The sequence below is a fragment of the Celeribacter ethanolicus genome (assembly GCF_002407265.1).
GTDB classification, from domain to species: Bacteria; Pseudomonadota; Alphaproteobacteria; order Rhodobacterales; family Rhodobacteraceae; genus Celeribacter; species Celeribacter ethanolicus.
Map to the genome: position 1 here is coordinate 1 of NZ_CP022197.1, position 24,203 is coordinate 24,203.

General features: G+C 63.4%; 24 protein-coding genes. 21 read left to right on the forward strand and 3 right to left on the reverse strand.

All coding sequences use genetic code 11. The annotated features are described in order from the left end of the window. Nucleotides 1-146 precede the first annotated feature (146 nt). The 6 genes from repA to CEW89_RS21120 all read left to right on the forward strand — a co-directional run bounded on the left by repA (nt 147) and on the right by CEW89_RS21120 (nt 7,011). Complete coding sequence (gene repA, locus CEW89_RS19855) at nt 147-1,346, forward strand: plasmid partitioning protein RepA (RefSeq protein ID WP_028288490.1); 1,200 nt, start codon at nt 147-149, stop codon at nt 1,344-1,346. Continuing rightward, a complete protein-coding gene (gene repB / locus CEW89_RS19860; protein ID WP_233678008.1) occupies nt 1,346-2,314 on the forward strand; it encodes a plasmid partitioning protein RepB in 969 nt (322 codons plus the stop codon). The genes repA and repB overlap by 1 nt, the downstream gene beginning before the upstream one ends. Nucleotides 2,315-2,554: 240 nt before the next feature. Further along, nucleotides 2,555-3,610: a plasmid replication protein RepC gene (gene repC / locus CEW89_RS19865; RefSeq protein ID WP_038068692.1), complete on the forward strand. Its 1,056-nt coding sequence runs from the start codon at nt 2,555-2,557 to the stop codon at nt 3,608-3,610. A gap of 106 nt (nt 3,611-3,716) precedes the next feature. Then, entirely contained in the window at nt 3,717-5,885 is a 2,169-nt protein-coding gene (locus CEW89_RS19870) for a ParB/RepB/Spo0J family partition protein (protein WP_038068689.1), read from the forward strand. Nucleotides 5,886-5,984: 99 nt separating this feature from the next. Next, nucleotides 5,985-6,458: a hypothetical protein gene (locus CEW89_RS19875; RefSeq protein ID WP_038068687.1), complete on the forward strand. Its 474-nt coding sequence runs from the start codon at nt 5,985-5,987 to the stop codon at nt 6,456-6,458. 388 nt (nt 6,459-6,846) lie between these two features. Next, on the forward strand, nt 6,847-7,011 hold the full coding sequence (locus CEW89_RS21120) for a hypothetical protein (RefSeq protein ID WP_009574204.1): 165 nt from the start codon (nt 6,847-6,849) through the stop codon (nt 7,009-7,011). Nucleotides 7,012-7,377: 366 nt separating this feature from the next. On the opposite strand, the gene CEW89_RS19880 is transcribed toward CEW89_RS21120, so the two are convergent. Both CEW89_RS19880 and CEW89_RS19885 read right to left on the reverse strand, forming a co-directional pair. Further along, nucleotides 7,378-8,715: an ATP-binding protein gene (locus CEW89_RS19880; protein WP_054540795.1), complete on the reverse strand. Its 1,338-nt coding sequence runs from the start codon at nt 8,713-8,715 to the stop codon at nt 7,378-7,380. Continuing rightward, nucleotides 8,712-9,371 (reverse strand): response regulator transcription factor, encoded by a 660-nt coding sequence (locus CEW89_RS19885; RefSeq protein ID WP_038068681.1) that lies wholly within the window; start codon nt 9,369-9,371, stop codon nt 8,712-8,714. Before CEW89_RS19885 ends, CEW89_RS19880 begins: the two co-directional genes overlap by 4 nt. A gap of 145 nt (nt 9,372-9,516) precedes the next feature. Here CEW89_RS19885 and CEW89_RS19890 point away from each other — a divergent pair, with 145 nt between their 5' ends. From CEW89_RS19890 to CEW89_RS19935, 9 genes are all read left to right on the forward strand, one after another. Continuing rightward, the gene (locus CEW89_RS19890; protein ID WP_038068680.1) at nt 9,517-9,834 is read left to right on the forward strand and encodes a PepSY domain-containing protein; all 318 of its coding nucleotides are present in this window, start codon (nt 9,517-9,519) and stop codon (nt 9,832-9,834) included. Then, a complete protein-coding gene (locus CEW89_RS19895; RefSeq protein WP_074855014.1) occupies nt 9,791-11,176 on the forward strand; it encodes a ferredoxin reductase family protein in 1,386 nt (461 codons plus the stop codon). The genes CEW89_RS19890 and CEW89_RS19895 overlap by 44 nt, the downstream gene beginning before the upstream one ends. A gap of 181 nt (nt 11,177-11,357) precedes the next feature. Next, nucleotides 11,358-11,738, forward strand: a complete 381-nt coding sequence (locus tag CEW89_RS19900; protein WP_038070264.1) for a PepSY domain-containing protein — start codon at nt 11,358-11,360, stop codon at nt 11,736-11,738. Between the two features lie 38 nt (nt 11,739-11,776). Continuing rightward, nucleotides 11,777-12,247 carry a DUF2271 domain-containing protein gene (locus CEW89_RS19905; RefSeq protein WP_054540790.1) on the forward strand — a complete coding sequence of 157 codons (471 nt, stop codon included), beginning with the start codon at nt 11,777-11,779 and terminating at the stop codon, nt 12,245-12,247. Nucleotides 12,248-12,258: 11 nt separating this feature from the next. Further along, nucleotides 12,259-14,466, forward strand: coding sequence for a PepSY domain-containing protein (locus CEW89_RS19910; protein WP_054540789.1), 2,208 nt, complete (start codon nt 12,259-12,261; stop codon nt 14,464-14,466). Then, nucleotides 14,447-15,427, forward strand: coding sequence for an FAD:protein FMN transferase (locus tag CEW89_RS19915; protein ID WP_088652824.1), 981 nt, complete (start codon nt 14,447-14,449; stop codon nt 15,425-15,427). Before CEW89_RS19910 ends, CEW89_RS19915 begins: the two co-directional genes overlap by 20 nt. 5 nt (nt 15,428-15,432) lie before the next feature. Continuing rightward, nucleotides 15,433-17,340: a heavy metal translocating P-type ATPase gene (locus CEW89_RS19920; RefSeq protein ID WP_088652823.1), complete on the forward strand. Its 1,908-nt coding sequence runs from the start codon at nt 15,433-15,435 to the stop codon at nt 17,338-17,340. Then, nucleotides 17,337-18,038, forward strand: coding sequence for a VIT1/CCC1 transporter family protein (locus CEW89_RS19925; RefSeq protein WP_038070015.1), 702 nt, complete (start codon nt 17,337-17,339; stop codon nt 18,036-18,038). The genes CEW89_RS19920 and CEW89_RS19925 overlap by 4 nt, the downstream gene beginning before the upstream one ends. A 578-nt stretch (nt 18,039-18,616) precedes the next feature. Beyond that, nucleotides 18,617-19,021, forward strand: coding sequence for a single-stranded DNA-binding protein (locus CEW89_RS19935; RefSeq protein WP_008335991.1), 405 nt, complete (start codon nt 18,617-18,619; stop codon nt 19,019-19,021). A 139-nt stretch (nt 19,022-19,160) separates the two neighbouring features. Here the strand turns inward: CEW89_RS19935 and CEW89_RS19940 are convergent, their stop codons facing one another. Next, nucleotides 19,161-20,300, reverse strand: coding sequence for a hypothetical protein (locus CEW89_RS19940; protein ID WP_038070012.1), 1,140 nt, complete (start codon nt 20,298-20,300; stop codon nt 19,161-19,163). Nucleotides 20,301-20,603: 303 nt separating this feature from the next. Between CEW89_RS19940 and CEW89_RS19945 the strand changes: the two genes are divergently transcribed. The 6 genes from CEW89_RS19945 to CEW89_RS19970 all read left to right on the forward strand — a co-directional run bounded on the left by CEW89_RS19945 (nt 20,604) and on the right by CEW89_RS19970 (nt 24,174). Continuing rightward, complete coding sequence (locus CEW89_RS19945; RefSeq protein ID WP_038070026.1) at nt 20,604-21,803, forward strand: hypothetical protein; 1,200 nt, start codon at nt 20,604-20,606, stop codon at nt 21,801-21,803. Between the two features lie 125 nt (nt 21,804-21,928). Continuing rightward, nucleotides 21,929-22,369: a JAB domain-containing protein gene (locus CEW89_RS19950; protein ID WP_038070029.1), complete on the forward strand. Its 441-nt coding sequence runs from the start codon at nt 21,929-21,931 to the stop codon at nt 22,367-22,369. A gap of 110 nt (nt 22,370-22,479) precedes the next feature. Then, the gene (locus CEW89_RS19955; RefSeq protein ID WP_038070031.1) at nt 22,480-22,998 is read left to right on the forward strand and encodes a hypothetical protein; all 519 of its coding nucleotides are present in this window, start codon (nt 22,480-22,482) and stop codon (nt 22,996-22,998) included. 97 nt (nt 22,999-23,095) lie between these two features. Next, on the forward strand, nt 23,096-23,587 hold the full coding sequence (locus tag CEW89_RS19960) for a DUF6878 family protein (protein ID WP_038070033.1): 492 nt from the start codon (nt 23,096-23,098) through the stop codon (nt 23,585-23,587). Nucleotides 23,588-23,597: 10 nt separating this feature from the next. After that, nucleotides 23,598-23,975 carry a DUF6915 family protein gene (locus tag CEW89_RS19965; RefSeq protein ID WP_038070035.1) on the forward strand — a complete coding sequence of 126 codons (378 nt, stop codon included), beginning with the start codon at nt 23,598-23,600 and terminating at the stop codon, nt 23,973-23,975. Nucleotide 23,976: 1 nt separating this feature from the next. After that, on the forward strand, nt 23,977-24,174 hold the full coding sequence (locus tag CEW89_RS19970; RefSeq protein ID WP_038070038.1) for a hypothetical protein: 198 nt from the start codon (nt 23,977-23,979) through the stop codon (nt 24,172-24,174). The last annotated feature ends 29 nt before the right edge of the window (nt 24,175-24,203 follow it).

A 24,203-nucleotide genomic window follows, 5' to 3' on the forward strand; every position in this document is an offset into this window, starting at 1 on the left:
GGATAACTTTTGCACTACATCTAGATTCTTCTTGCCGGACTCAGATGTTCGTGGCATTTCCATTCTGACGGCAAAACGCGTCAGACGTGGCTTTAACCGTCAGAACGACAAAGAGCCTTAGCAAAGGCCATGAGAGGCGGCAGAACATGGATGATCGAAATACGGGCTACGCGCAAGGCATAGGCTCTTCTGACATCGGAGCATTCGCAGACAGTCTTGCTGAGTCGCTTGACCGGCAGATGAAAGTTGCGTTCGAGCCAGAAGAACGCAAGTCCTTGCGCCGCTTCAGCTCGACCGAGGTCGCCGAGTTGCTGCGCGTTAGTACGTCGAACCTGCGCAACCGCCACAAAGATGGCAGCTTCCCAGAAGTTCACACTGACGGTCGCGGTCATAGGTTCTACACGGCCGAAGAAGTTGACGACCTCCGCAACATTTTGGCGCGGACAGGCAAAAATGCTGACGCGTACAGACCTGGCCGCCGAGACGGTGACCGTCTTCAGGTCATTTCGGTCGTGAATTTCAAAGGCGGCAGCTCGAAGACAACAGCGACAATCCATTTGGCACACAGGTATGCCCTGCGTGGCTACCGCGTGCTTGTTCTGGACCTCGACCCGCAGGCCAGTTTGACGACATTTTTCGGCTTCCGGCCTGAGCTCGAATTCGCCGAAGGCGGCACAATCTACGACGCATTGAGATACGATGATCAGGTTCCGCTCTCGGAGGTCATCCAGAAAACATACTTCCACAAGCTCGACATGGTCCCGGCTGGCTTGATGTTGTCCGAGTACGAAACCGAGACAGCGAATGCCCTTGCGCGCAGGGTTCAGCCGATTTTTGCAGAGCGTCTTGCTCTGGCGCTAGAGGAAGTCGACTCAGACTATGACATCGTGCTGATCGATTGCCCTCCGCAGTTGGGCTTCCTGACATTGACAGCATTGGCAGCGTCCACGGGCTTACTTGTGACGGTCGTCCCCGGCATGCTCGACATCGCTTCGATGAGCCAGTTCCTCAAACTCGCTTCGGAAACGGTCAAAGCCGTCGAAGAGGCGATTGGACGACATGTCACTTGGGACTTCGTAAAGTTCCTGATCACACGCTACGAGCCGTCGGACGGACCACAAACGCAAATGGCCGGGTACCTACGTTCAATCCTTGCGGGCCAAGTCATGACTGAACCGATGCTGAAGTCGACAGCCATTTCTGACGCCGGCATGACTCAGCAAACCATCTATGAGGTAGACCCGAGCCAGCTCATTCGGAAGACCATTGATCGGGCTTTGACCAGCGTGAACAGCGTTGCCGATGAGCTGGAGCAGACAATCCAAATGGCATGGGGGCGTCGCTGATGGCTCGAAATATCTTCAACCAGCCACCGAAAGACGAGAAAGAGTCGGCAGCCCCCTCCCCTGCCCCGGTCAAATCCTCGAAGCTACCTGGCTCGGTTGGCGGATTGCGGGACTCTCTCCGGGAAATCACTGCCAACTCAATCCGAGATATCGAACCTGACCGGATCGATATGGATGGCCTCCGGGATCGCCTGATCCTGGAAGATAGTAGCATTGAAGATCTCGCCGAAAGCATTCGCAAGCATGGTCAGCAAGTGCCGATCATGGTTCGCCCCTCTGACCAACCGGATCGATACCGCATCATCTACGGGCGTCGCAGACTTGCAGCCATTCGAAGAGTTGGTGGAACCGTCAAAGCGATCGTTCGAACGCTCGATGATGATGCTTCTCTGATCGCGCAAGGTCAGGAAAACAACCTGCGGCTGGATCCGTCCTTCATTGAAAAATCTCTTTTTATCAAAGAGATGCAGGAGGCCGGTTACAAGCCTGGCGTCATTCAGGACGCCCTAGGCCTCACCCGGCAAGGTGTGTCGAACCATCGTGTAGTCATCGAGCAGCTGCCTGACGAACTTGTCCGGCTTATCGGCCCGGCTCATGGCGTAGGTCGACGCCAATGGGGTGATCTTGCTGCACTTTCAGAGAAGGTTCCGCTTGTCGACATTGCGCGTGAGACACTTGCCTCTCTGCCTGACACCACTCCAAGCTCGGACAAGTTTCAAGCCGTCTATGTTGCTTGCTCCAGCAAGGCGCGTGGCGCAGCCGACCAAAGCGCCCGTGGCCAAACGACCGTGGTAAAGGACAATAGTGGTAGCCCTGTCGGCACACTTTCAGTCGATGGCAAGTCGATCGCTATCAAGATCACCCGCAAGGACAACCCGGAATTCGGCCAATGGCTCGAAGAGCGCGCGGAAACCACGCTGCGACAGCTTTTTGAACAATGGCAGAATGAGAGAGGCTCGGGGAGCTGATCCCCGGTCATAACCAAAAACACGAGCAGAGGAGAAAGGCGAAGACCAAAAAGAAAAGAGCCCCCCAAGGTTTCCCCCGGAGAGCCCTCATCATCTGATTAGCACCTGTGATGTAGCAATCTCCGACATACCGGTCAAGAGTCACCGATTCGGTGGACGTCTTTTTGTTGCCTTTTCTCGCCAATAACAGCGGGAAGAGCCGGGGAAGCTGTGGGCCGCAACGGTCGTCGTTCAACAAACATGGCATTCACAAAGCTTTCCGTTCAGACCTTTGGCGTCGGCAAGGGCACCCCCGCCACGTCAACACCTGAAACCGACATCTGGGCAGTCTTCCGCGCGCTCAGAGATACTCGCAGCCTGTTCGGTCTCCGTCCAGGACATGTTCAAACGCTCCAAGCGATGCTGAGCTTTCTCAAGCCTGGGCATGGAGACACAGTCTTCGCTTCCAACGACGAGATCTGCCGTCGAGTCGGCGGGATCGATGAACGAACCCTCCGTAGGCACATCGATCGCTTTGTTGAACTCGGTTTCATGAAGCGCCACGACAGCCCAAATCGCAAGAGATACCGAGTGAAGTCCTCCGAAGGTCAGTCCATTAGCTATGGCTTGTCGCTGGCTCCGTTGCTCGCGCGTGCCGGCGAACTACTTGCGACAGCCCAAGCGATGGAAAACGCTCGTCGGGATCGCGTGTTTTTGCGAAAGCAAATCCTAACCAAACTTGCTCAGATCGACGAAGCTGACCCCGAGAACGAACTCACTCATCAGGTACGCCGAGTTCTTCGGAGGAAGCTCTCGATCGCGGAGTATCGTACTTTGCTCGGCGAACTGGAGGCTCAATGCAAACAGATGTCCACCGCGGTGGACGCACCAGAAACAATGAAACTGCCCGCCAATGACGGGCAAACTGTCCGCCACCATTCTAAGTCTAAAAAAGAACAAAAAGATTTAGAAAGCGGGACCAACAGCCAAACACCTCCCCTGCAAACGCTCACAACCGTTTGTGACCAGGCTACATCGTTCGCAACGAACTCACTTAGGAACTGGCACGATGTCGAAAGCCACGCGAGAACGCTCGCTCCAATGATGGGAATCCACGAAAGCACCTTCGAAAAGGCTGCTAAGAAGATAGGCTCTCAAAAAGCATCATGCGCCATCTTCATAATTCTCCAGATGAGCAATCGCATCCGAGACTTTGGAGCGTATTTCCACAGCATCACGCTCGGTCGCAGAGAAACTGACTTCAACCCATCACTGTTGTTGGAAAGGCTTTCTCGTTCTGGGGCAGCAACTGCGTGATGTCCACCGCGGTGGACATGTCGAGAGGTAGAGATGGGCTGTGAAAGGGGTGACGGGAAGTGAGATCGGGAGAGTGGCTTCCGGCGCCCGTCGCGGAGAAGATCTGATGGCGAAATCTGCCCAGAAAGTCACCCTGTCCCCGTCCCGGGACATTCCCTTCGACAAACTCGTGCTGAGCCAGTCCAACGTCCGGCGCATCAAGGCCGGCATCTCCATCGAGGAACTGGCCGAAGACATCGCCCGCCGCGGGTTGCTGCAGAGCCTGAGCGTTCGACCCGTTCTGGCGGATGATGGTTCCGAGACCGGCAAGTTCGAAATCCCCGCTGGCGGTCGGCGCTTCCAGGCCCTGTCTCTCCTGGTGAAGCAGAAACGCTTGGCCAAGACCACGCCCATTCCCTGCATCGTGCGGGATGCCACTTCCGCGATCCTCGCCGAAGACGACTCGCTCGCTGAGAACATGCAGCGCGCAGCCCTGCATCCGCTCGACCAGTTCCGCGCCTTCGTGGCGCTTCGGGAGAAGGGTCAAGGCGATGAAGAGATCGCAGCCGCCTTCTTCGTCACGCCGCAGGTGGTGAAACAGCGCCTGAAACTCGCCGCCGTGGCCCCTGCCCTGCTCGAGCTCTATGCCGAGGATGAAATGACGCTGGAGCAGCTGATGGCCTTCACGGTCAATCCGGACCACGAGCGTCAGATTCAGGTCTGGGAGGCGATCAAGTCGTCCTGGAACAAGGAGCCCTATCAGATCCGGCGCATGCTGACGGAAACCTCCGTGCGGGCCTCTGACCGGCGCGCCGTCTTTGTCGGCGTCGAGGCCTACGAGGCGGCGGGCGGCACCATGTTGCACGACCTCTTCCAGGGCGACGACGGCGGATGGCTGGAAGACCCTGCCCTGCTCGATCGCCTGGTCAGCGAGAAGCTTCAGGCTGAAGCCGAAGCCATCGCGACCGAAGGTTGGAAATGGATCGAGGTCTCGCTCGACCTGCCCTATGGCTACAGCCACGGCCTGCGACGGCTCAACGGTAATCCGGCGCCGATGTCGGATGACGAAGGCGCGGCCCATGCCAAGCTGCTCGCCGAATACCGGGCGTTCGAAGAGGAGTACGAGGGCCAGGACGAATTCCCTGAAGAGACCGACGCCCGCCTTGGCGAACTCGAAGTCGCGATGGAGAAGCTCGAGACGCGGCCGCTGATCTTCGACGCGGAGGAGATCGCGCGGGCAGGGGCCTTTGTGACGCTTGATCGCTCTGGCGAGCTTTCCGTCTATCGGGGCTTTGTGCGGCCGGAGGATGAACCTCGGACAGAGGCCGACGTCCACAGCGGTGAACAGGCGGCAGACAGGCAGGGCGCTGAGCTTTCGGCGACGAGCAACGTGGATGGTATCGGCCATGGCACGGTGATCACCTCTGCTGGTCAAGCGCTCGGGGCGGGTCTGTCGGACGAAGAAGACGATGGTGCCTTGAAGCCCTTGCCCGAGCGGCTGGTCATGGAGCTGACGGCGTACCGCACCTTGGCATTGCGCGAAGCTGTCGGGCGTTCTCCCGACATCGCGCTGACGCTGCTGCTCCTGAAGCTCGTCAACGACACTTTCCGGATGTCGAGCGCTTCAGGCGGGTGCTGCGAGGCATCGGTGCGTCACGTCTACATGTCGGCGCAGGCCAGCGATCTGAAGGACAGCGTGGTTGCCAAGCTGGTGGACGATCGCCACGCGGAGTGGGAGGCCGACCTTCCGCTTGGCGACGATGCCGCTCTCTGGGAATACCTGACCTCCCTCGATCAGGTGAGCCGGCTGTCCTTGCTCGCGCATTGCCTTAGCTTCGGGATCAACGCGCTCCACGAGAAGGTGAACCCCTACGGTGCCGGTATCTCCGCCAGTGGTCTGACCCGACGGATGGCGCAGGCCGACTTGCTTGCACAGGCAGTCGATCTCGATATGGTCGAGGCTGGCTGGGAGCCGACGGCCGATACCTACCTGAACCGCGTGCCCAAGGCCCGGATCCTTGAAGCCGTGCGCGAGGCAAAAGGGGAGGGGACGGCGCAGCTCCTCGATCACCTGAAGAAGGCCGAGATGGCGACCGAGGCCGAGCGCCTTCTGAAGGGCAGCGGCTGGTTGCCGGAGGTGCTTCGCCGTCACGATCTGGCGGCACTCGAAGGTGAAGAAGGGCAGGGGGCGTCTGGTGACGTTCCCGACACCGAGTTGTCCGAGGATGTCGATCTGCCCGCCTTCCTCACCGCTGACCTGCCGGGTGATGATGCGTCGATGATGGCCGCGGAGTGATCCGCTCCATCCGAGGGCGGGGAAACCCGCGCTCAATCACATAAAATACAACAATATCAATAAGATGAATGCAAAATGACGCATTCAGGATGAGGAATCATGTCTCCAACCACCATTCTCGAAACCGCGCCCCTGGGCGCGCTCATTCGCTACACCGATAGCACAACGAAACCGCCCGCCCGGTTCACAAAGAAGCTCGCGGCCTGGGAGCGCTCGAACGGCGTCGGCCGTCTCGTCAAGAAGGAGCCGCCGCGACCCTATCCGACCTGGACGGCGCCGGCGTCGTTCACGCTGCACGAGGGGAACTTCTCTTCGGACGGGGTCATTCTTGTCACCATCATGCGGACTCATTCGGCTGACAGTGCGTTGACATTCGAAGTGGCTGAGGAGCCGAAGCCCGGACAGGTGCGCGTCGTGCTGGATTTCGGCGGCTGCACGGAGCTGCTCCACCTGGCCGAGTCCGTCACGGCTGCCGAACTCTGGATCGCCAGAGAAGGCTATCGCAACGCGCGGCTGGAGATTGTCGGCGAAGAAGACGCCGGTAGGGCAGGGGACGCGGAGCTTGCCGCCTGAGCCTATGTAGAACCCAAGGGGCCCGCCCAAGAGCGGGCCTCTCATCCATGACGCCCCTGTCCCGCGAGATCGCGGGGCACCATAGGATCCATTCCAATACGGAAAGGGATCGTCATCCAAGAGCCTGCCCGGGAGGCTGGCAGCGAAAGCACCAGTGGAACATACGGCTCCAGTCAGCGGTCGCACCATCCCCCGCTCGCCATTCCCTTCCTTGCCCCGAATCCTGTCTTCGAGATCAACCCGCGAGGGGTCGGACTACGGGCGAACCCGTGCCGCCGGGTGGATTCGGACGAGCCGAACGCACCCGGTGATGTCAGCCAGTCTTCGGGCCTGCGGGGTCCTGTCGCGCGGGGGATGGTCCTCCGCCTCCAAGACAGGAGCCAAACAGATGTCCCGCAAAGATGCTCACGCCTTCGCCGCTTCCCTCGCCGCCACGCTCATGGTCTCGATCGTCGTCTTCCAGGCAGGTGATGGAACCTATGGTGCCGTCCCCGCCGATGAAATCGACGGCGACGAGGTCGTGATCGTCTCGGAATACGACCCGTTCGGGTGAAGCTTCGGCCTCACTTCCCGAGGGCCCAGGCGTGGCACAGGTGTGCACCTGGGCCTAGTAATGCCCCCGTGACCGGGGATAGTCAGTCGGCTAACAATCGCTTCCGACAGTCTGCTTCTACCATGTTCGGGAAGCCTTTTCGTCGACCATCCCTATATGCTGGAAACAGCGGTCACCCTCATGGTGAGCGCTGGTTACATGACGTTCATCAGCGCGGGGTCCATTCCGAACAGGCTGCTGGCGCTGTGCGCTGCCTTTCCGAGCGTGACGCTGCATAGCACGGTAACCGACGCGCCAGGCCAGGCCCTGATGATCTTGATCCCAAGGCTGCATTTGACCCTTTGGGAACCAAAGTGGATGTCGCTGTCACTCGCTGTCGTCTATCGGCAACCTGAGCGATACTTGAAAACCTGTGGTCCGGCCCGGCCGCGGCGATTGAAGGACAAGGCGGCTGCTGATCCGCTCTGCGATTGCGGCGACGATGGCAAGACCCAGGCCGCTGCCGTCGGAGGTGGCAGAGGCCCGCTCGAAACGCGCTGTCAGCCGGTCGAGCGTTTCGCCTGGCACGACAGGGCCGTCATTTGCCACGGTGAACTGGCCAGATGCGGTCAGCGTGACGTCGACCGGGGTAGTCTGTCCCCCATGACGAAGAGCGTTTTCCACGAGGTTCCGGCACAGAATGGCGAAGGCGTCGGGATCAAGATCTGACATGACAGCCATGTCGGGAAGATTTAGCCTGATACGATCTGGCGTGCCCGTGCGGCCAATATCGTCCACCACAATTCTCGCAACGCCCCTCAGATCCGAGCTTTTGTCCATCCTCAATCGCCCGCCTTCTGCCCGCGCGAGTTGCATCATGCGTTCTGTGCGTCGCGTCAGCCTTTTCAGCGTCTCCTCGATGTCGGTCGCACGTTGTGCAGCCGCTCGGTCCTTGGTTTCCGACCTGAGCCTCTGCGCCTGCGCGATCGCTCCCGCGAGTGGTGTGCGCAACTCGTGAGCGGCGTTCGCGGCGAAGCTTCGCTCGGCCTCGAACGCCTCACGTAATCTGGCCAGCAGGCTGTTCAGCGTATCAGCCAACGGGCCGATTTCAGTTGGAAGCCCCTCGTGAGGAACCTGCGAAAGGTCGCGAGCGCCACGTGCTTCCAGCCGCGCGCGGAACCGGCGCAGAGGATCAAGGCTGAAGCGAACTGCCAGGATGATCGCGATCAAGGCCACTGGAAGCACGATCAGCAAGGGCAGGCCGAGACCCATCTGGATTTCGCGAGCCACCGACATGCGGTGGGCCAGCGGCTCGGCCACTGTGATGCGGATCGTGTCCTGAAGCGCCGCGTCGCTGTAGAGACGGTGCGTCGCGGTCTGGCGAAACCCGGGCCCGTCATAGGAGGGGAACACGGTGGGGTCCGCCGCATGCGATTGCAGCAGGATGCGGCCTTCGGCATCGCGCACGAGATAGGTGAAGAACTCGTCGTGCGCACGGATCGGGGCGAGCCGCTGGGTCACACCCTGATCTTCCCGCCCGACGATGTCGGTTACTGCCAGCGGCAGGATCCGCTCCGCTGTCTCACGGAGCGCGCTGTCGAAGACCTCGTCCATTTCGGCCCGGACGATCACGGCCGTCACCGTCGCAGCCAGCAGCCACAGCACCGTCAGCACCAGCCCCACGGATAGGCCGAGCCGCGCCTGAAGGCTTGCGGGCCACCTCATGGCCTGCCCAGGCGGTAGCCCATGCCGCGCTCGGTTTCGATGATTGCGCTCCCCAGTTTCTTCCGCAGGCGGCTGACATGGACCTCGATGGTGTTGCTCTCGACCTCGGCGTCGAAGGCGTAGAGCTTCTCCTCCAACTGCGCCTTGGACAGGAGCTGCCCGGGGCGCGCGAGGAAGGCTTCGAAGAGCGCCCATTCCCGCGCCGTCAGCGGCACATGTCTGCCATCCCGATGGACGCTGCGCGCAGCAAGGTCGATGTCGAGCGGTCCGTGGGTCAGGATCGGGTTGGGGTTGCCGCTGTAGCGCCGCGCGACCGATCCGATCCGCGCCGACAGTTCCGACAGGTCGAAAGGCTTCACAAGGTAGTCGTCTGCGCCCGCGTTGAGGCCTTCGATGCGGTCCGACACTTGGTCGAGTGCGGTAAGAATGATGACCGGCGTCACGTCGCCCCGCGTGCGCAAAACCTTGAGGAACCCGATGCCACGCCCGTCCGGCAGCATCAGGTCGAGCAGGATTAAGTCGTAGGACGTAGCAGCCATGGCATCGCTTGCCGCATCCAACCGCGTAACCCAATCCACTGACTGGCCATCGGCTGCGATCTGGTCGCGCACGGCAGCGCCGAGGGTCGTGTCGTCTTCGATCAGCAATATGCGCATGGTCGTACCCGTTCTTGTCTGATGTCCCTGCATGATCCGTCTGGCTGACACGAAGCTGAAGCCTGTGGGTCGCGCCCGTTCAGGCTGTCGTCAGTTTCGCAGCGCATGAAGTGCATCAAGAGGCGAGCCACTAGGAGTGTGCCCCATGAAGAAGACATTGACAATTATCGGCTTTCTCGCGGTCTTCCCGGCCGGCGCGGCGCTGGCTGACGACGACTGCTTCGTTCCGATGGCTGATTGGCAGCCGCGCGACGCGGTTGCCCGTCTTGCCGAGGAAAATGGCTGGGCGGTGCGCCGCATCAAGATCGACGATGGCTGCTACGAAATTGACGGCCGGGATGCCCAAGGGCGTGCGATCGAGGTGACGGTCCACCCGGCGACGTTGGAAGTAATCGAGTTCGAGTTTGAGGACGACGATGATGATCGTCGCGACCGCGATCACGAGAGACGCGACGATGACTGATACGGCGCATCGTGATGGTAATGTCTCTGCGCCGGGCCTTCCCACACTCCCTCGGCTTTCCCTCAACTCTCCTCTGGCCCTGACGGGCCCGGTGCTGGTGGCGCTGCCATGCCTGCTGGCGGCTCTGTTCGGGATGAACACCTATGCGCCTTATGGTGCGGATGCAGCATTTGGTATTGCCGTCGGGGCCGCGGCAGTTGTCGCGATGGCACAGACCTTGATCCTCGCCGCACGGCCGCCACTGGTGGAACCATTGTTCGGCGGTCTCGATCGAATGTACCGGGTCCACAAATGGCTCGGCATTTCCGCGATGGTCCTGATGATACTGCACCAGCAGATAGAGCCGGATTTCGAGCGTTTGGTGCGTGAAACCTCCCTTGGGGACCTAGGTGAAGAGGCGGGCGAACTTGCCTTCAACGCACTTCTCGCCCTAGTCGCTGTCAGCTGGTTCCGGAGATTGCCCTTCATCGGGCTCGAGATTCCCTATCAGCTCTGGCGGTTCAGCCATCGTTTCATGGGAGCCCTTTTTGCAATCGTGGTGTTTCACCAGTTTTTTGTCGACATGCCTGCTGGGGTAGACCCGACATTCATGTTGGTGCTGAATGCTTTCGGCATCGCCGGAGTGGTCGCCTGGATCTTCACCGAGTTGCTCGCTCCGCACCTACGGCGTAGAGACTTCACCGTCAGCCAGATCAGGCAGACCGGTGACACGACCACCTTGACCCTCCGCCCCGAGGGGCGGGCCATGCGGTGGCGGCCGGGGCAATTCGCCTTCTTCCGCGCGCCAGAGGCGGGACTGTCCGAGCCGCACCCCTTCACGATCGCCAGCGCCCCGCGCCCTGACGGCACCCTGACGTTCTCCATCCGGGGCTTGGGTGGCTGGACACGAAGCCTGCCCGCCATCTTGCGGACCGGAACGCGTGTGCAGGTCGAAGGGCCATATGGACGGTTCAATTTCCGCAAGGGCGGTGCGCGCCAAATATGGCTTGCCGGCGGCATCGGTATCACGCCGTTCCTCGCCTGGGCGGAAAGCCTGACAGAGGCGGAGAGTCGCGACATTCACCTCATCTACTGCGTTCCGACACAAGATGAAGCGATTGGCGTAGAGACGCTGCGCGCTGCGGTTGCCCGCAACCCGAGGTTCAGTTTCGAGGTGTTCGTCACGGCGCGCGATGGCAGGCTCACGGCTGAGCGGCTGATCAGCGCCACCCCTTTCGCAGTCCGGCAAGCCGATCTGTGGTTCTGTGGCCCAACCGGCCTGAAGGACGGGGTCCTGAAGGGCTTGAAGGCGCAAGGCCAAACGCCTCGCCGTGTCCGTTTCGAGCAGTTCGAATTCGCTTAACCGCGGGGCAGGGCGCATCGCCATGTCAGCCCTGTGGCCTGCGCTCGCACCTTTTTGGCCCCGCCCTCATCGGCGGGGCCATTTTCCTGACGGCAAGCTGAAGCGGGAATCGCCGACGCGTCAGGAAGGCCTCAGGTCCTGTCTCCAGATTGTCCTCAGCAGATGACAAGGAGACCCTGCCATGAAGAAGACCCTGACCGCCTTCGCCCTGATCGCCCTGTTGCCCGCTGGCGCCGCCCTGGCCGACGACGACGAGTGCCGCGTGCCCCGTGACCAGTGGCAGCCGCGCGAGGCCGTGATGCAGCTGGCTGAGCAAAACGGCTGGACCGTGCGCGACTTCGAGATCGACGATGGCTGCTACGAGATCGAGGGCCGAGATCAGGATGGCCGGGAGATCGAGGTGAAGCTCGATCCGGCGACGTTGCAGATCGTCGAGATGGATTACGAGGATGAGGACGACGACCGTGGCGGCGCCCGCAATCCCGCGCCCGCCGGCACGGTCGCCCCTCCGCAGAACGGCCTCTTCGGGAACGGCACCCCGCCGCAGGTTCAGGTGAACTGAACCGCTCTCAAGCTCCTCTCCGAACAAGGATCAACCCGATGAAATCGCTTCTCGCAACGCTCGCGCTCACCACCGCGCTGACGCTCCCCGGCCTCGCCATGGCGCGGCCGGTGACGCTCACCACGACCCTCAACAATTACGGCGGCGACGGGGCCTATCTCGCGCTCTACGTCACCGACACCTCGGGCGCCTATGTCGGCAGTCTCTGGATGGCTGGCGGCAAGTCCAAGTACTACGAGCACCTCAGCGATTGGTACCGCGCCACCGGCGGCGACACCGCGCAGGTGAACGGAATCACCGGCGCCAGCGTCGGCGCGGGCCGCACGCTCGAGATCACGCTCGACCTCGCCGACGCGCTCTTTGATGCGGGCTACACGCTCCACATCGACGCGGCCGTCGAGGACATGCGCGACAGTCCGAACGAGGTGGCCGTACCGCTCACGACCGACGGCGCGGGCACGCCGGTGCGCGGGCGCCGGTACATCGCCAGCTTCGCCTACGACATGTGAAGGGTGGGGCCATGATCCGTGCACTCCATCGCTGGCCGGGTCTTCTGGCCCTTGCGCTCGTCACCATCCTGGGCCTGAGCGGCGCGGCACTGTCGGTCTTCCCTGCGGCCGAGCGCATCGCCGCGCCGCAGGCGGAAGCCGGACTGACCGTAGCCGCTCTCGCGGACCGCATCCAGGCCGTCTATCCGGGCGTCGAGCAGATCCGCCGGTCGCCCTCCGGTCGGATCACTGCCTACTGGTTCGATCAGGGCGCGCCGGGTGCCGCCGTAATCAACCCGGCGACGGGTGAGGGCGTAGCCTCGGCCGACCCGAACCAGGCCGAACGCTGGCTCACCAACCTGCACCGCTCGCTGTTCCTCGGGGACGGCGGCCGCATCGCCATGGCCGCAGGGGCGGCCGCGATGCTGATCCTCTCGCTCTCCGGCGCGACGCTGGTCGCGCGGCGGGTGGGCGGCTGGCGACGCTGGTTTTCACCCTTGCGCGGACCGCTTGCCGGGCGGCTGCACGCCGAGATCGCACGCATCGCCGTTGTCGGCCTCGTCCTGTCCTCCACGACCGCGCTTTGGATGACGGCGTCTACCTTCGATCTCCTGCCGGACGGAGGCGTCCTGCCGGTCGCCCCTGCCGAGGTCAGTGGGGAGACCGGCTTCGCTCCGGGCCGGATGCCCACGCTTCGGCGAACGCCGGTCGCCGAGTTGCGCGAGCTGAGCTTTCCCTATCCCGGCGACGCAACAGACGTATTCACGCTCAAGACCGACCGGGGCACCGGATATCTCGATCAGGGCGACGGGGCGCTGCTGGCCTGGGCCGACCTGACCGGGTGGGAGCGCGTCTCGGAGACCATCTACATGCTGCACACCGGACAGGGTGCGGCGACGCTGGGGCTCGTGCTGGGGCTCATGGCGCTCGGCGTGCCGGCCATGGGCGCGACCGGCGTGCTGGTCTGGCTCGCCGGGCGGCCCGGGCGACCACGCATCCGGGGCAACCAGCCCGCCGGACGCGCCGAGACGATCTTGCTTGTCGGCAGCGAGGGCGGCAGCACCTGGGGCTTTGCCGCGACGCTGCACGCCGCGCTGACGAAAGCCGGGCAGAGCGTCCATGTCGGCCCGATGTCGGGCTTCGGCCCTGAGCGCTACACCAACGCCCGGCGGATCATCCTGCTGGCCGCGACCTATGGCGACGGCGCGGCGCCGGCCTCGGCGAAGGGCTTTCTCGACCGGCTGAACGCGACCGACCGCGCGCCGGACATTCCTCTGGCAGTGCTCGGCTTCGGCGACCGCAGCTTTCCGGCCTATTGCGCCTTCGCCAAGTCCGTCGCGACTGCGGCAGAGGCGAAGGGCTGGCCCGAGCTTCTGCCGCTCGACACAATCGACCGGCAATCGCCGCAGGATTTCGCGCGCTGGGGCGGGGCGCTCGGAGACGCTCTCGGGATCGAACTCGAACTGACGCACCAGCCGGTCCAGCCGCAAACGACCACGCTGACCCTCGTCTCGCGCCGCGACTACGGCGCCGAGGTGCAGGCCCCGACCGCCATCCTCCGCTTCGCGTTTCCCCGCGTCTCGCTCGGGCAACGGCTGCTCGGGGGCGGGTTCGCACGGTTCCAGACGGGTGACCTGATCGGCATTCTGCCCGAAGGCGGGACCGTCCCGCGGCTCTATTCGCTCGCCTCTGGGCGCCGCGACGGCTTCATCGAGATCGTGGTCAAGAAGCATCCCGGCGGGCTCTGCTCGGGTCAGCTCACAGCGCTGGAACCTGGCGACACGGTGAGCGCCTTCCTGCGCCCCAACCCCGGCTTCCGTCCGGGCCGAAGCCGGGCGCCCCTGATCCTGATCGGCGCGGGGACCGGCATCGGGCCGCTAGCGGGCTTTGTGCGCGGCAATACGCGCCGCAGGCCGATCCACCTGTTCTTCGGCATGCGCCATCCCGACAGCGATTTCTTCTACGGCGAGGAGTTCCCCGGATGGCAGGACGAAGGGCGTGTAAGCCGGCTGGTCACGGCCGTCTCGCGCGGGGCGCGTCCCCATTACGTCCAGGACGCGCTGCGCAGCGAGGCCACTCAGGTCGCGGAGCTCATCCGCAATGGGGCGCGCGTGATGGTCTGCGGCGGACGAGACATGGCCGCCGGCGTGGCCGAGGCGCTGGCCGAGATCCTCGCGCCGGCCGGGCTGACACCAGCAGTCCTGAAGGCGGAGGGGCGGTATGTCGAAGATGTCTACTGAGCGGGCGCGCATCGCGCTGAACGGGCCGACGATGGGCACGAGGTGGTCGGCGCTGTTATTCGCGGACCCCGGTTTCGACCCGGGGCCGGTCTGCTCGGCATTGCAGGCGGCCGTGGATGAGGTGGACGGACAGATGTCGACCTGGAAGCCGGACAGCGACCTTATGCGGCTCAACGCGGCACCGATCGGTGAATGGATCGCTGTTCCTGCACGATTGCTCGAGGTGCTACGCCTCGGCCTGGAAATTGGCCGCGCCTCTGGCGGAGCCTTCGACATCGGCATGGGCGACGCGGTGATGGCCTGGGGCTTCGGACCGGAGGCCGCCGCGCCGGATGGCATCCGCACCGCGATGGCCGCCTCGCGCCGCCCGGCGCATGACGTGCTCGAGATCAACGGCGAACACGTGCGCAAGGCCGCACCCATCGCGCTGGACCTGAATGGCATCGCCAAGGGCTACGGCGTGGATCGACTGGCCGAAATCCTCCGCAATCAAGGCATATCCGACGGACTCGTCGGGATCGATGGCGAGATGCGTGCAATGGGCCTCAGGCCGGACGGTGAAGCCTGGACCATCGCGGTCGAGGCGCCGGACGCCGAGCGCCGGACGCCGCATTCGATCCTCGCGCTTCAGGATGCCGCCGTCGCGACCTCGGGCGACTACCGTCACTGGGTCGAGGTGCAGGGGCGCCGCCTGTCGCACACGATGGACCCGAGGCGGGGAGCGCCGCTGATCGCGTCGCCGGCCTCCATCACGGTCGTGGCCCGCAGCTGTGCAGAGGCAGATGCCTGGGCGACGGCCCTCATGGTGCTTGGGCCGGTCAAAGGCGCGACGCTCGCAAAACAAAGCGGCCTCGACGCCCTGTTCCTCTTGCGCGATGATGTTGTCAACGTAAGGGGCGTGGGAGTCGGACGACTATTTTCCGAAGAGCCAGCGGCAATCGCCTCAGCCGAGGGGAGATGAGCCGCATGGAAACGACACGGACCGACCGCTTCAAGACCGCTATCCTGCTCATTGCCGCGACCGGCCTGATTGCGGGACTTGCCTTCTACTTTTCCGGCGAACCCGACGTCGCGAACGCGGTCTGGATCGCGGGCGTCGTTCCCGCGCTCGCCGCGCTCGTGGTCGAGATCCTGCGCAGCCTGCGTTCCGGCGAAGTGGGCCTCGATATTGTCGCCGCGCTCTCCATGTCGGCGGCGCTCGTCTTCGGCGAGACCCTCGCCGCGGCGGTGGTCGCCGTAATGTATTCCGGCGGCACCTTCCTCGAAGCCTTCGCGGAAGGGCGTGCCCGCCGTGAAATGCACGACCTGCTGTCCCGTGTGCCCCGGACCGCGACAAGACACCGGAATGGCGGGCTGGAGGAAGTGCCGCTGAACGAAATTGCGCCCGGCGACCGCCTTCTGATCCGGCAGGGCGACGTGGTGCCGGTGGATGGCACCTTGAGCTCAGAGACGGCCTTCGTCGACACCTCGGCGCTGACCGGCGAGTCCCTGCCGGTGCGCCTCGCCCACGGCGCCGAAGCCATGAGCGGTTCCACAAACGCAGGCGAGGCGTTCGATCTGACGGCGACGAGAGAAGCCAAGGACAGCACCTATGCCGGGATTGTCCGGTTGGTCGAGGCGGCGCAGGCGTCCAAGGCGCCGATGTCCCGGCTGGCCGACCGGTGGTCGCTGGGGTTTCTGGCGGTCACGGTCAGCATCGCCTTCGCGGCGTGGTGGTTCACCGGCGATCCGATCCGGGCCGTCGCCGTACTCGTCGTGGCCACTCCCTGTCCGCTGATCCTTGCCGTCCCGGTTGCGCTGGTCGCCGGCTTGTCGCGCGCCGCGCATTTCGGGCTGCTGATCAAGGGCGCGGGACCGCTGGAGACGATGGCGCGCATCCGAACGCTGATCCTCGACAAGACCGGCACGCTGACGGACGGCCGGCCGCAGATCGTCTCGATCGACAGCCACGACGGCATGGCGGAGGACGACATCCTGCGCCTTGCGGCATCGCTTGACCAGGCGTCCAAGCACCCCGTGGCTCAGGCCATCGTCGCCGCCGCAAAGGAGCGGGGCTTCTCTCTACCCGTTCCGTCAGACGTGGCGGAGATTCCGGGCGAAGGCGTCGTCGGCTATGTCGAAGGCCGGAAGATCATCGTCGGCGGGGATGCCTTCGTCGCATCCCGCGTCGGACGGCGGCCCGGCGATCATTCCGCCATCGCCGCTGGTTCGGTCCTCGTTGCTGTCGCGGTCGACGGGCACATGGTAGGGCATCTCGTCATGTCCGATCCCCTGCGCGACGGCGCGGGCCAGATGCTGGACGGGCTGCGGCGCGAGGGGATCGCGCGTATCCTGCTCGCGACCGGAGACCGCGCTGACGTGGCCGAGCGTGTCACCGAAGGGCTTGGGCTCGACGGTCTGCGGGCCGGGCTGACACCGGACCAGAAAGTGTTGCTCGTTCTCACCGAGCGCAAGAACGGCCCGGTGATGATGGTGGGCGACGGGGTCAACGACGCGCCCGCGCTCGCAGCGGCAGACGTGGGCGTCGCCATGGGCGCACGGGGCGCGGCGGCCTCGGCGGAGGCGGCGGATGTCGTGCTGCTTGTCGACCGTATCGACCGCCTCGGGCCAGGGATCGAGATCGCGCGCGGCGCGCGCCGCATCGCTGTCGAAAGCGTTGTCGCCGGGATCGGCCTTTCGGTCATGGGCATGATCGCGGCGGCTTTCGGCTATCTCACTCCGGTGCAGGGGGCGCTCCTGCAGGAGGTCATCGACGTTGCAGTGATCCTGAACGCCCTCCGCGCGCTGCGCATCGCGCCCCATGAACCCACTATTCCGAAACCAAAGGCTGTCTCCTCCGGGCAGGATGACATCGCGCAAGGAGCCACGCCATGAGCCGCCTCTCGCATTCCGAAATCCACATGGTGCATCGCATCGGCTGGCTGCGGGCCGCCGTTCTCGGCGCGAACGACGGGCTGGTGTCGACGGCAAGCCTCGTGGTCGGCGTCGCCGCAGCAGGATCGGGAAAGCCGGAGGTCCTTATAGCGGGGCTGGCTGGCCTCGTGGCCGGCGCGATGTCCATGGCGGCAGGCGAGTACGTCTCAGTCAGTTCTCAGACTGACGCGGAAAACGCTGACCTTGCGCGCGAGACCCGCGAACTGGCGGAAACACCCGAGGCCGAACTCGAAGAACTTACCCAAATCTATGTCGAGCGAGGGCTGGACCGAGACCTTGCCGAAAAGGTGGCCGTGCAACTGACCGAACGTGACGCGCTCGGATCGCATGCCCGCGACGAGCTTGGCATCTCCGAGACCGTGACAGCCCGCCCGATCCAGGCCGCCTTGGTGTCGGCGCTGACCTTCGCCGTGGGTGCGGTGCTGCCCTTGATCGTCGTACTGGTCGTCCCGGATGCACGGATCGTTTTCTTGGTCGCCGTGTCGACGATCCTCGGCCTCGCGGTTCTTGGTGGATTAGGCGCTTCTGCTGGCGGTGCTGGTGTTATTCGAGGTGCTGCAAGGGTCACGCTCTGGGGTGCACTCGCCATGGCGGCGACCGCTGGAGTCGGTGCGCTGTTCGGGGTCGCCGTAGGCTAGGGAGTAGCCGAGGTCTCGGGCGGAAGCTTCCACGTTGGCGCGGGCTTCCACCTTGTGCCGATCTTCGAATGTGGCAATCGCTTTGGCGACGTCATTCTGCATTTTCTTCAGCTCGCTGAGCGACAGTACGTCGAGATCGAAAGCAGCCGTTGGTGCGGTCCGTGTCCTGAATATTCCGGTATCGATAGCCCGTCGCGGCAAGGCCCTGCATTCCGCAGCACGGAAGGGCAGGGGGGCGAGAGCCGGTGATAGCCACTTGGGCCGCTAGCGGCGTGCTGGGCTTGGGGTAAAGCAGTCCCGATGGGCAAGGGGACATGGTCTGGCATGGGCTCCCCGTATCTCTCTGTCTCCTGGGCCATCCCTTCGACTGACAATCCCCTAATCCCGTTCGATCTCCTGCGCGCAACCCCGCGTCAGTCCGGGCCGTGTTGGCCGCCTTTGGCGTCCTGCCCGCTCCACCCCGGTCCTCTGGGGGTGTCCGGTGTCCATGCTGTCCACCGTGCACGCGTCACCCGACGGGCTTTTTCAGGGTCTTGTCGAAGGGACGGTCCCGAAGACAGGAAACACAGGAGCTTATCATGCAGAACATCGTCATCCTCGCCGGCAACATCGGTCAGACCCCCGAAGTCCGCACCACCCAGAGCGGCACCAAGATCACCAACTTCAGCCTCGCCACCTCGCGCCCCCGCCTCTCGGAAGGCCGTGTGATGCGCGACGAGAACGGCTACCGTGTCATGGACACCGAATGGCACCGCATCACCTGCTTCAACGGTCTCGGCAAGACGGTCGCGGAGCATTGCGAAAAGGGCATGAAGGTCCTCGTCCACGGTCGCATTCACTACACCAAGTGGATCGACAGCATGGGGAACGACCGCTACGGCTGCGAGATCATCGCCGAGAAGGTCGACTTCCTGAGCCGTCCGAAGTCGGCCGAGAACGAAAACCCCGAGCTGGTCGACCGCGACGACGAGATCCCGTTCTGAGGAACGGGGTCTCCCCCTCGGGCCCGGCGGGTTAAACCGCCGGGCTAAAAGTCTCTTCGGGCCACTGGAAAAGGCACCCACGCTTGCCTTCCGGTGCTGAGCGCCTTGAATGCGCCTAATTGTTCAACATGCGCACGAGCTAGATTTCGTCTTTAGTTCTGGTCGCGCCGTGACTGCGATACGCGTCGAGCATCAACCGCGTATATTCGGCCGTGCTCTGGGTCACGGTGCCCAAACCGGGCCATGCGAACAACGGATCCGACCAAGTAACTTCCAACTCAATCTCGATCCCAAGCAGTGCGGCCACTTTGATCGCAGCGGTCGGCTCCTTGTCCTCGGGCCAGTAGTGATCCTCGAAGGAAACAACCACGTCGAGATCGTCATCAACCCAGATTTCGGCCAGACTTGCTCCCATGCGTTCGCTGGCATTGGTCGCATCCTCGAACAGGGCAGCCCGGATCAAATGGGTCACCTGGTCATTGTTGAGGTCAAGCCTTGGCCGCGGATCTATAACTGACACGATGGGTTCAATCTCTTGCCTTTCGGCGCGGGATTGGACTGGCACTGGTTTTTCATCGTTCGGTCCCAGCCAGAAGGCTTCTGGAAGAATGTTGATTGGTGATGCGCCGCAGCTGGGACAGTGCCATTGGTTTCCAGCGATCTGTGGGCCGGTGATCTCTGAGTTGCAGTGAAGGCAGTACCAGAGGTTCGATTCCTCCATCTCCAAGAACGGGTGCCGCACATTTCCTTCCGCATCCGGCTTTGTGGCGCGCCGTGGCCAATCGGCAAATCGCTGCGCCTTGACGCTCTGCATCAATTCCCTCGCAATCCCGATGGCTTCTTCACGTAGCACGCGATCGTTCATCGGGCTGGTCTGGGCATGCTTGATGTCGATCTCGACACGAGGGGCGGCCAAAGGGTTTTCTGGCAGCACGATCTGCCAACCCTCACCATCCATGCGGACGTCACCAAGCATTGTTTTCAGTTCGTATGGATGCCCCCGTACTTCTCCTCGAGTGACGGCATCGGGGCTTCCGAAGATATGGTCGAAGGTCGCACCCTCGTAGGAAGTGATCCGTTCCACGAAGGCCTTGATCGTGGCAACTTGTGCTTCGGAGGGAACCCACTCTCCTTTGGCGCTGCCTGTCAACGCATTCCAATGAGCAAAGCCCATTCGACTGGCAACAAAGTCGAGCGCTACGTGCTGTGGATGACCCGTCGCCCTAGCGTAACGCTTCGCCAGGAGTTTCAAAGTCTTAAGCTTAGTGTTCTCTGTCATGATCCATGTCCAAGCCGGATCTGACTAGGTGCCCGCTGCTAATCAGACCCGCCGATGGCATGAGGTCTGCTGTTCGAAATCAAGATCGCTGCAAAGCTTCGCGTGGCGGGCACACCGGCCTGCGAGAAAGGCCATGTTTAAACTCTGCCATTTTTGAACGCAGGTCAACACCAGCGAGTTGCGGGCGTGCGGCGCCTCCGACTTAGCGCCGTTTGCCCGAGAGAGTTTGAGGTTGGCCGGTTTTCCGGTGACGGGTTGAGGGCTGGGAGAGTGGCTCCCGGCGCCTGTCACGGAGGAATACCGATGGGTGTTGTGGAAGTTCTGGATCCGGTCGCACCGGCGCGGGCTGGTGGCTGGAAGGTGGACGCGAGCCGGGGTGAGCGGAACGGGCGGGTGTCGTCCGAATGGTTCAACCGGCCCGATGATGAGAGGTATCTGTCGCTCGATGATCTCTGGGCCAGTGTGAAAGGCCGCTCCGAGCGCAGCCGCAGCCGGGTGGTCCAGACGGCCGACATCCGGGTCGAGGCCGCGCGCGACAACCCCGAGCGATTGCACCTGATGCTGCCGAAAGCGCATGAACCGGTCGCGCCGACGCACTGGGCCTTTGGCCAGCTTGCCAGCATCGTCGGCGCTCCGGCGTCTTACCTGCGGCAGCTGCCCGCGCCGCTGGCCGGGATCAACCTGCAACACGGCCTGACCAACCACCGCGCCGAGCAGGTGAAGACCTTCGAGACCGAGGATGGCCGCACGGAGTTGCGGGCAGTGACCGGTCCGGACTATGGCCGCATCCACGATTTCGAGCTGGTCGAAGCGGTGCAGCGCATCGCGGGCAATGGCACGGGCGATACGCGCTGGAAGGTGCCGGGTGTGCTGGACTGGTCGACCGGGGTCTACAATCCCGATGTCGAGATCAGCCGTGACACGACCACGCTCTATGCCTCGGACCGCGACGTCTTCCTGTTCCTGGTCGACGATCGCAACCCGATCGAGGCGGGCAAGTTGGCGGACGGCTCTCCCGATCTCTATTTCCGGGGCTTCTATTGCTGGAATTCCGAGGTGGGCGCGAAGACCCTCGGCATGGCGAGCTTCTACCTGCGGGCGGTGTGCCAGAACCGCAACCTCTGGGGTGTCGAGGATTTCCAGGAGATCAAGATCCGTCACTCGAAATACGCCGCTTCGCGCTTCGCACATAAGGCCGCGCCCGCGTTGACGCGGTTTGCCAATTCCTCGCCGCAGGGGTTCGTGAACGGGATCAAGGCGGCGCGGCAGCAGATCGTGGCGCGCAGCGATGAGGACCGTGCGGATTTCCTGCGTAAGCGCGGTTTCTCGAAAGCCGAATCCGGCAAGATCATCGAGAAGGTGCTGATGGAGGAAGGCCGCCCGCCCGAGAGCATCTTCGATTTCGTGCAGGGCATCACGCGGCTCGCCCGCGACAAGACTCAGCAGGATGCCCGCCTTGATATGGAAGGGCGCGCCAAGAAGCTCCTCGACCGGGTCGGCTGACGCGAAGCCCGGCACAGCGACCGCCTGCATCCGCGGCGGTCGCGTTTTCCTCTTCCACATGCACGCCACTGGCCCCGCCCCGAGAGGGCAAGGGGCTTCGGCCTGCGCATTTCAGCGAGACCCCCATGACCCCCCAGGAAGAAACTGTCATCCTCGAGGCCCGCGACATCCTCGGCCGCTATCTCAGCCGAAACCCCGTCATCGACAGCTGGCAGGCGCTTCTTGACTATTGCGCGCTTACGGTGCGCGGGCCGATCGAGCGGTTCCACGTGCTCTATCTCGACCGCAAGAACCGCATCATCGCCGATGAGCTCTTGTCGATCGGCACGGTCGACCATGTCCCGGTCTATCCACGCGAGGTGATCAAACGGGCTCTGATGCTGAACGCCAGCGCCCTGATCCTGATCCACAACCACCCGTCGGGAGATCCAACGCCGTCGGAGGCCGATCTCAGCATGACCGGGGAGATCCAGAATGGGTGTAAGTTTTTCGGCCTGACGCTGCATGACCACATCATCGTCGGCGCCGGGACGGAACTGAGCCTGCGGGCCCTGGGCAAGCTGTGACGCGCCTTGCGAGCCTGCCGCCGTCACCCTTCCGAGGAAGAGGGCGGGGGTTTGGTCTTTGACGGTTTGAAGCGGGGAGAGAGGCTCTCCGCACCGTCGGAGATATGCCCATGTTCGACCTTCCTCTCCAAACTCAGCCGGAAACGCAGAAGACAGGTTTGCCGCCGAGCCTCCTGACCGTTTTTGCAGATCAAGACTTACCGTTCGCACTCACGACGGCTTGCCATGCGCCCGCAGCTCTCATGTCCGGGCAGGCACACCCCAAGGTACTGGAGCGGTTTGCCACGCTGGCCGAGGCCATGCAGGGGGCAATCATTCACGCCGAAGATATCACACCTGAAGACGCTCCGCGCATCCTGGCAATCCTCGATCGGGAGGGCCGTCTCGTTCTGGCCGGAGCTACCTGTGATGGCGGGGTCGCATGGTGCCACCCGGTCTCGGATGCCGCCGAAGCCCGCGCCGTCGTGTCCGAGGCCAGCCAGACCCGCGCGCAGGCCATGCGGGCGGCCGAGTGGCATGAACATGGCCTCGCGCGAAGGCTGCGGCACCACGCCGACGTTCTCGATTCCCGTCTTGTCGATCCGCTCTGGCGTGTCTTCGCGTCTCGCGCCCTGCAGATCGCGGCGTGACGCCCGAGAGTCAGAGAAGGGCAGGGGAGGATGTGAGCCTACGAGGACGAGAGAGAGCCTCGGGGTTCAGATCCTTTCCCTCATTTCGGAGTTTCCAATGTCCAATATCGAACCCACCCTGGCCGCGCCGATGGCGCCGTCCAGGATTGATTTCGCCGCCGTGCTGGCTCGGCAGTCCGAGCGTGACGCGCGGATCGCAGCTTTGCGTCCGGCCAACAAGGAGCGCCTCTTCGATGGCCTGACTGCCGCGGGCATCACCCATGTGACCGTGACCTTCGATGGGGCCGGGGACAGCGGCCAGATCGAAAGCATCGGCGCGTGGTCCGGGGAGACCGCCGTCGATTTCCCCGCGACCGAGATCGACTACGCCGCGCTGACCTCGGACGACCCCGAGGTCGAGATGCGGCAGCTCTCGCTCGAAGATGTCGTCGAGCAACTGGCCTACGACTTCCTCTCCGACACCCATGGTGGCTGGGAGAACAACGACGGTGCCTGGGGCGAGTTCTGCTTCGACGCGGCCGCCCGCTGCATCCACCTTGAGTTCAACGAGCGCTTCACCTCGTCTGAACTCTACACACACGATTTCTGAGGGGGCGGCGATGGCACATCCCTATCACCACGCCCTGTCCTCGGTGAAAAAATGGGGCGGCACGGTCGACGATTTCATGGCGGTGCATGCCTGGTTCGACCAGAGCAAGGAGATTACTGCGGACTTCCGGCACCGGGCTTTACGCCACCATGCCGAGGGCATCTTCATGGCCGAGACGATTTTCGGGCAGACCCTCACGCTCTCGACCGGGCGCATCATCCCGACCCGCTGGGTCGGGGAACAGCATGTGAAGGAAGACCTCGGCTTCATCCCGAGCTTCGCCGACTGGGTAAAGGCGATCCGGCCCGAACCCTGGATGGGCCGGGCCGAACGGATCGAGGCACAAGTCGATCCGCATCTCGCCTCGCCCGTGGTCGAGGTTACCTGACATGACCGACCCAGCCTATCAGCGCCTCGGGCTGCCAGCGACCGCTTCGTCCTTTGCCGTCCTGCGCGCGGCGGCCCGGGCGCTGCACCCCGACACACGCGCTGTTTGCGGCCTCCGGACCGCGCGCAAGCGTTTCTACCGGCAAATGCTCTGCGCGCATGCCGCACGAAAGGCGGCAGACGACACGTCGATCGGCTGATCGCTCCCGGCCGACCCTTCATCCCGATT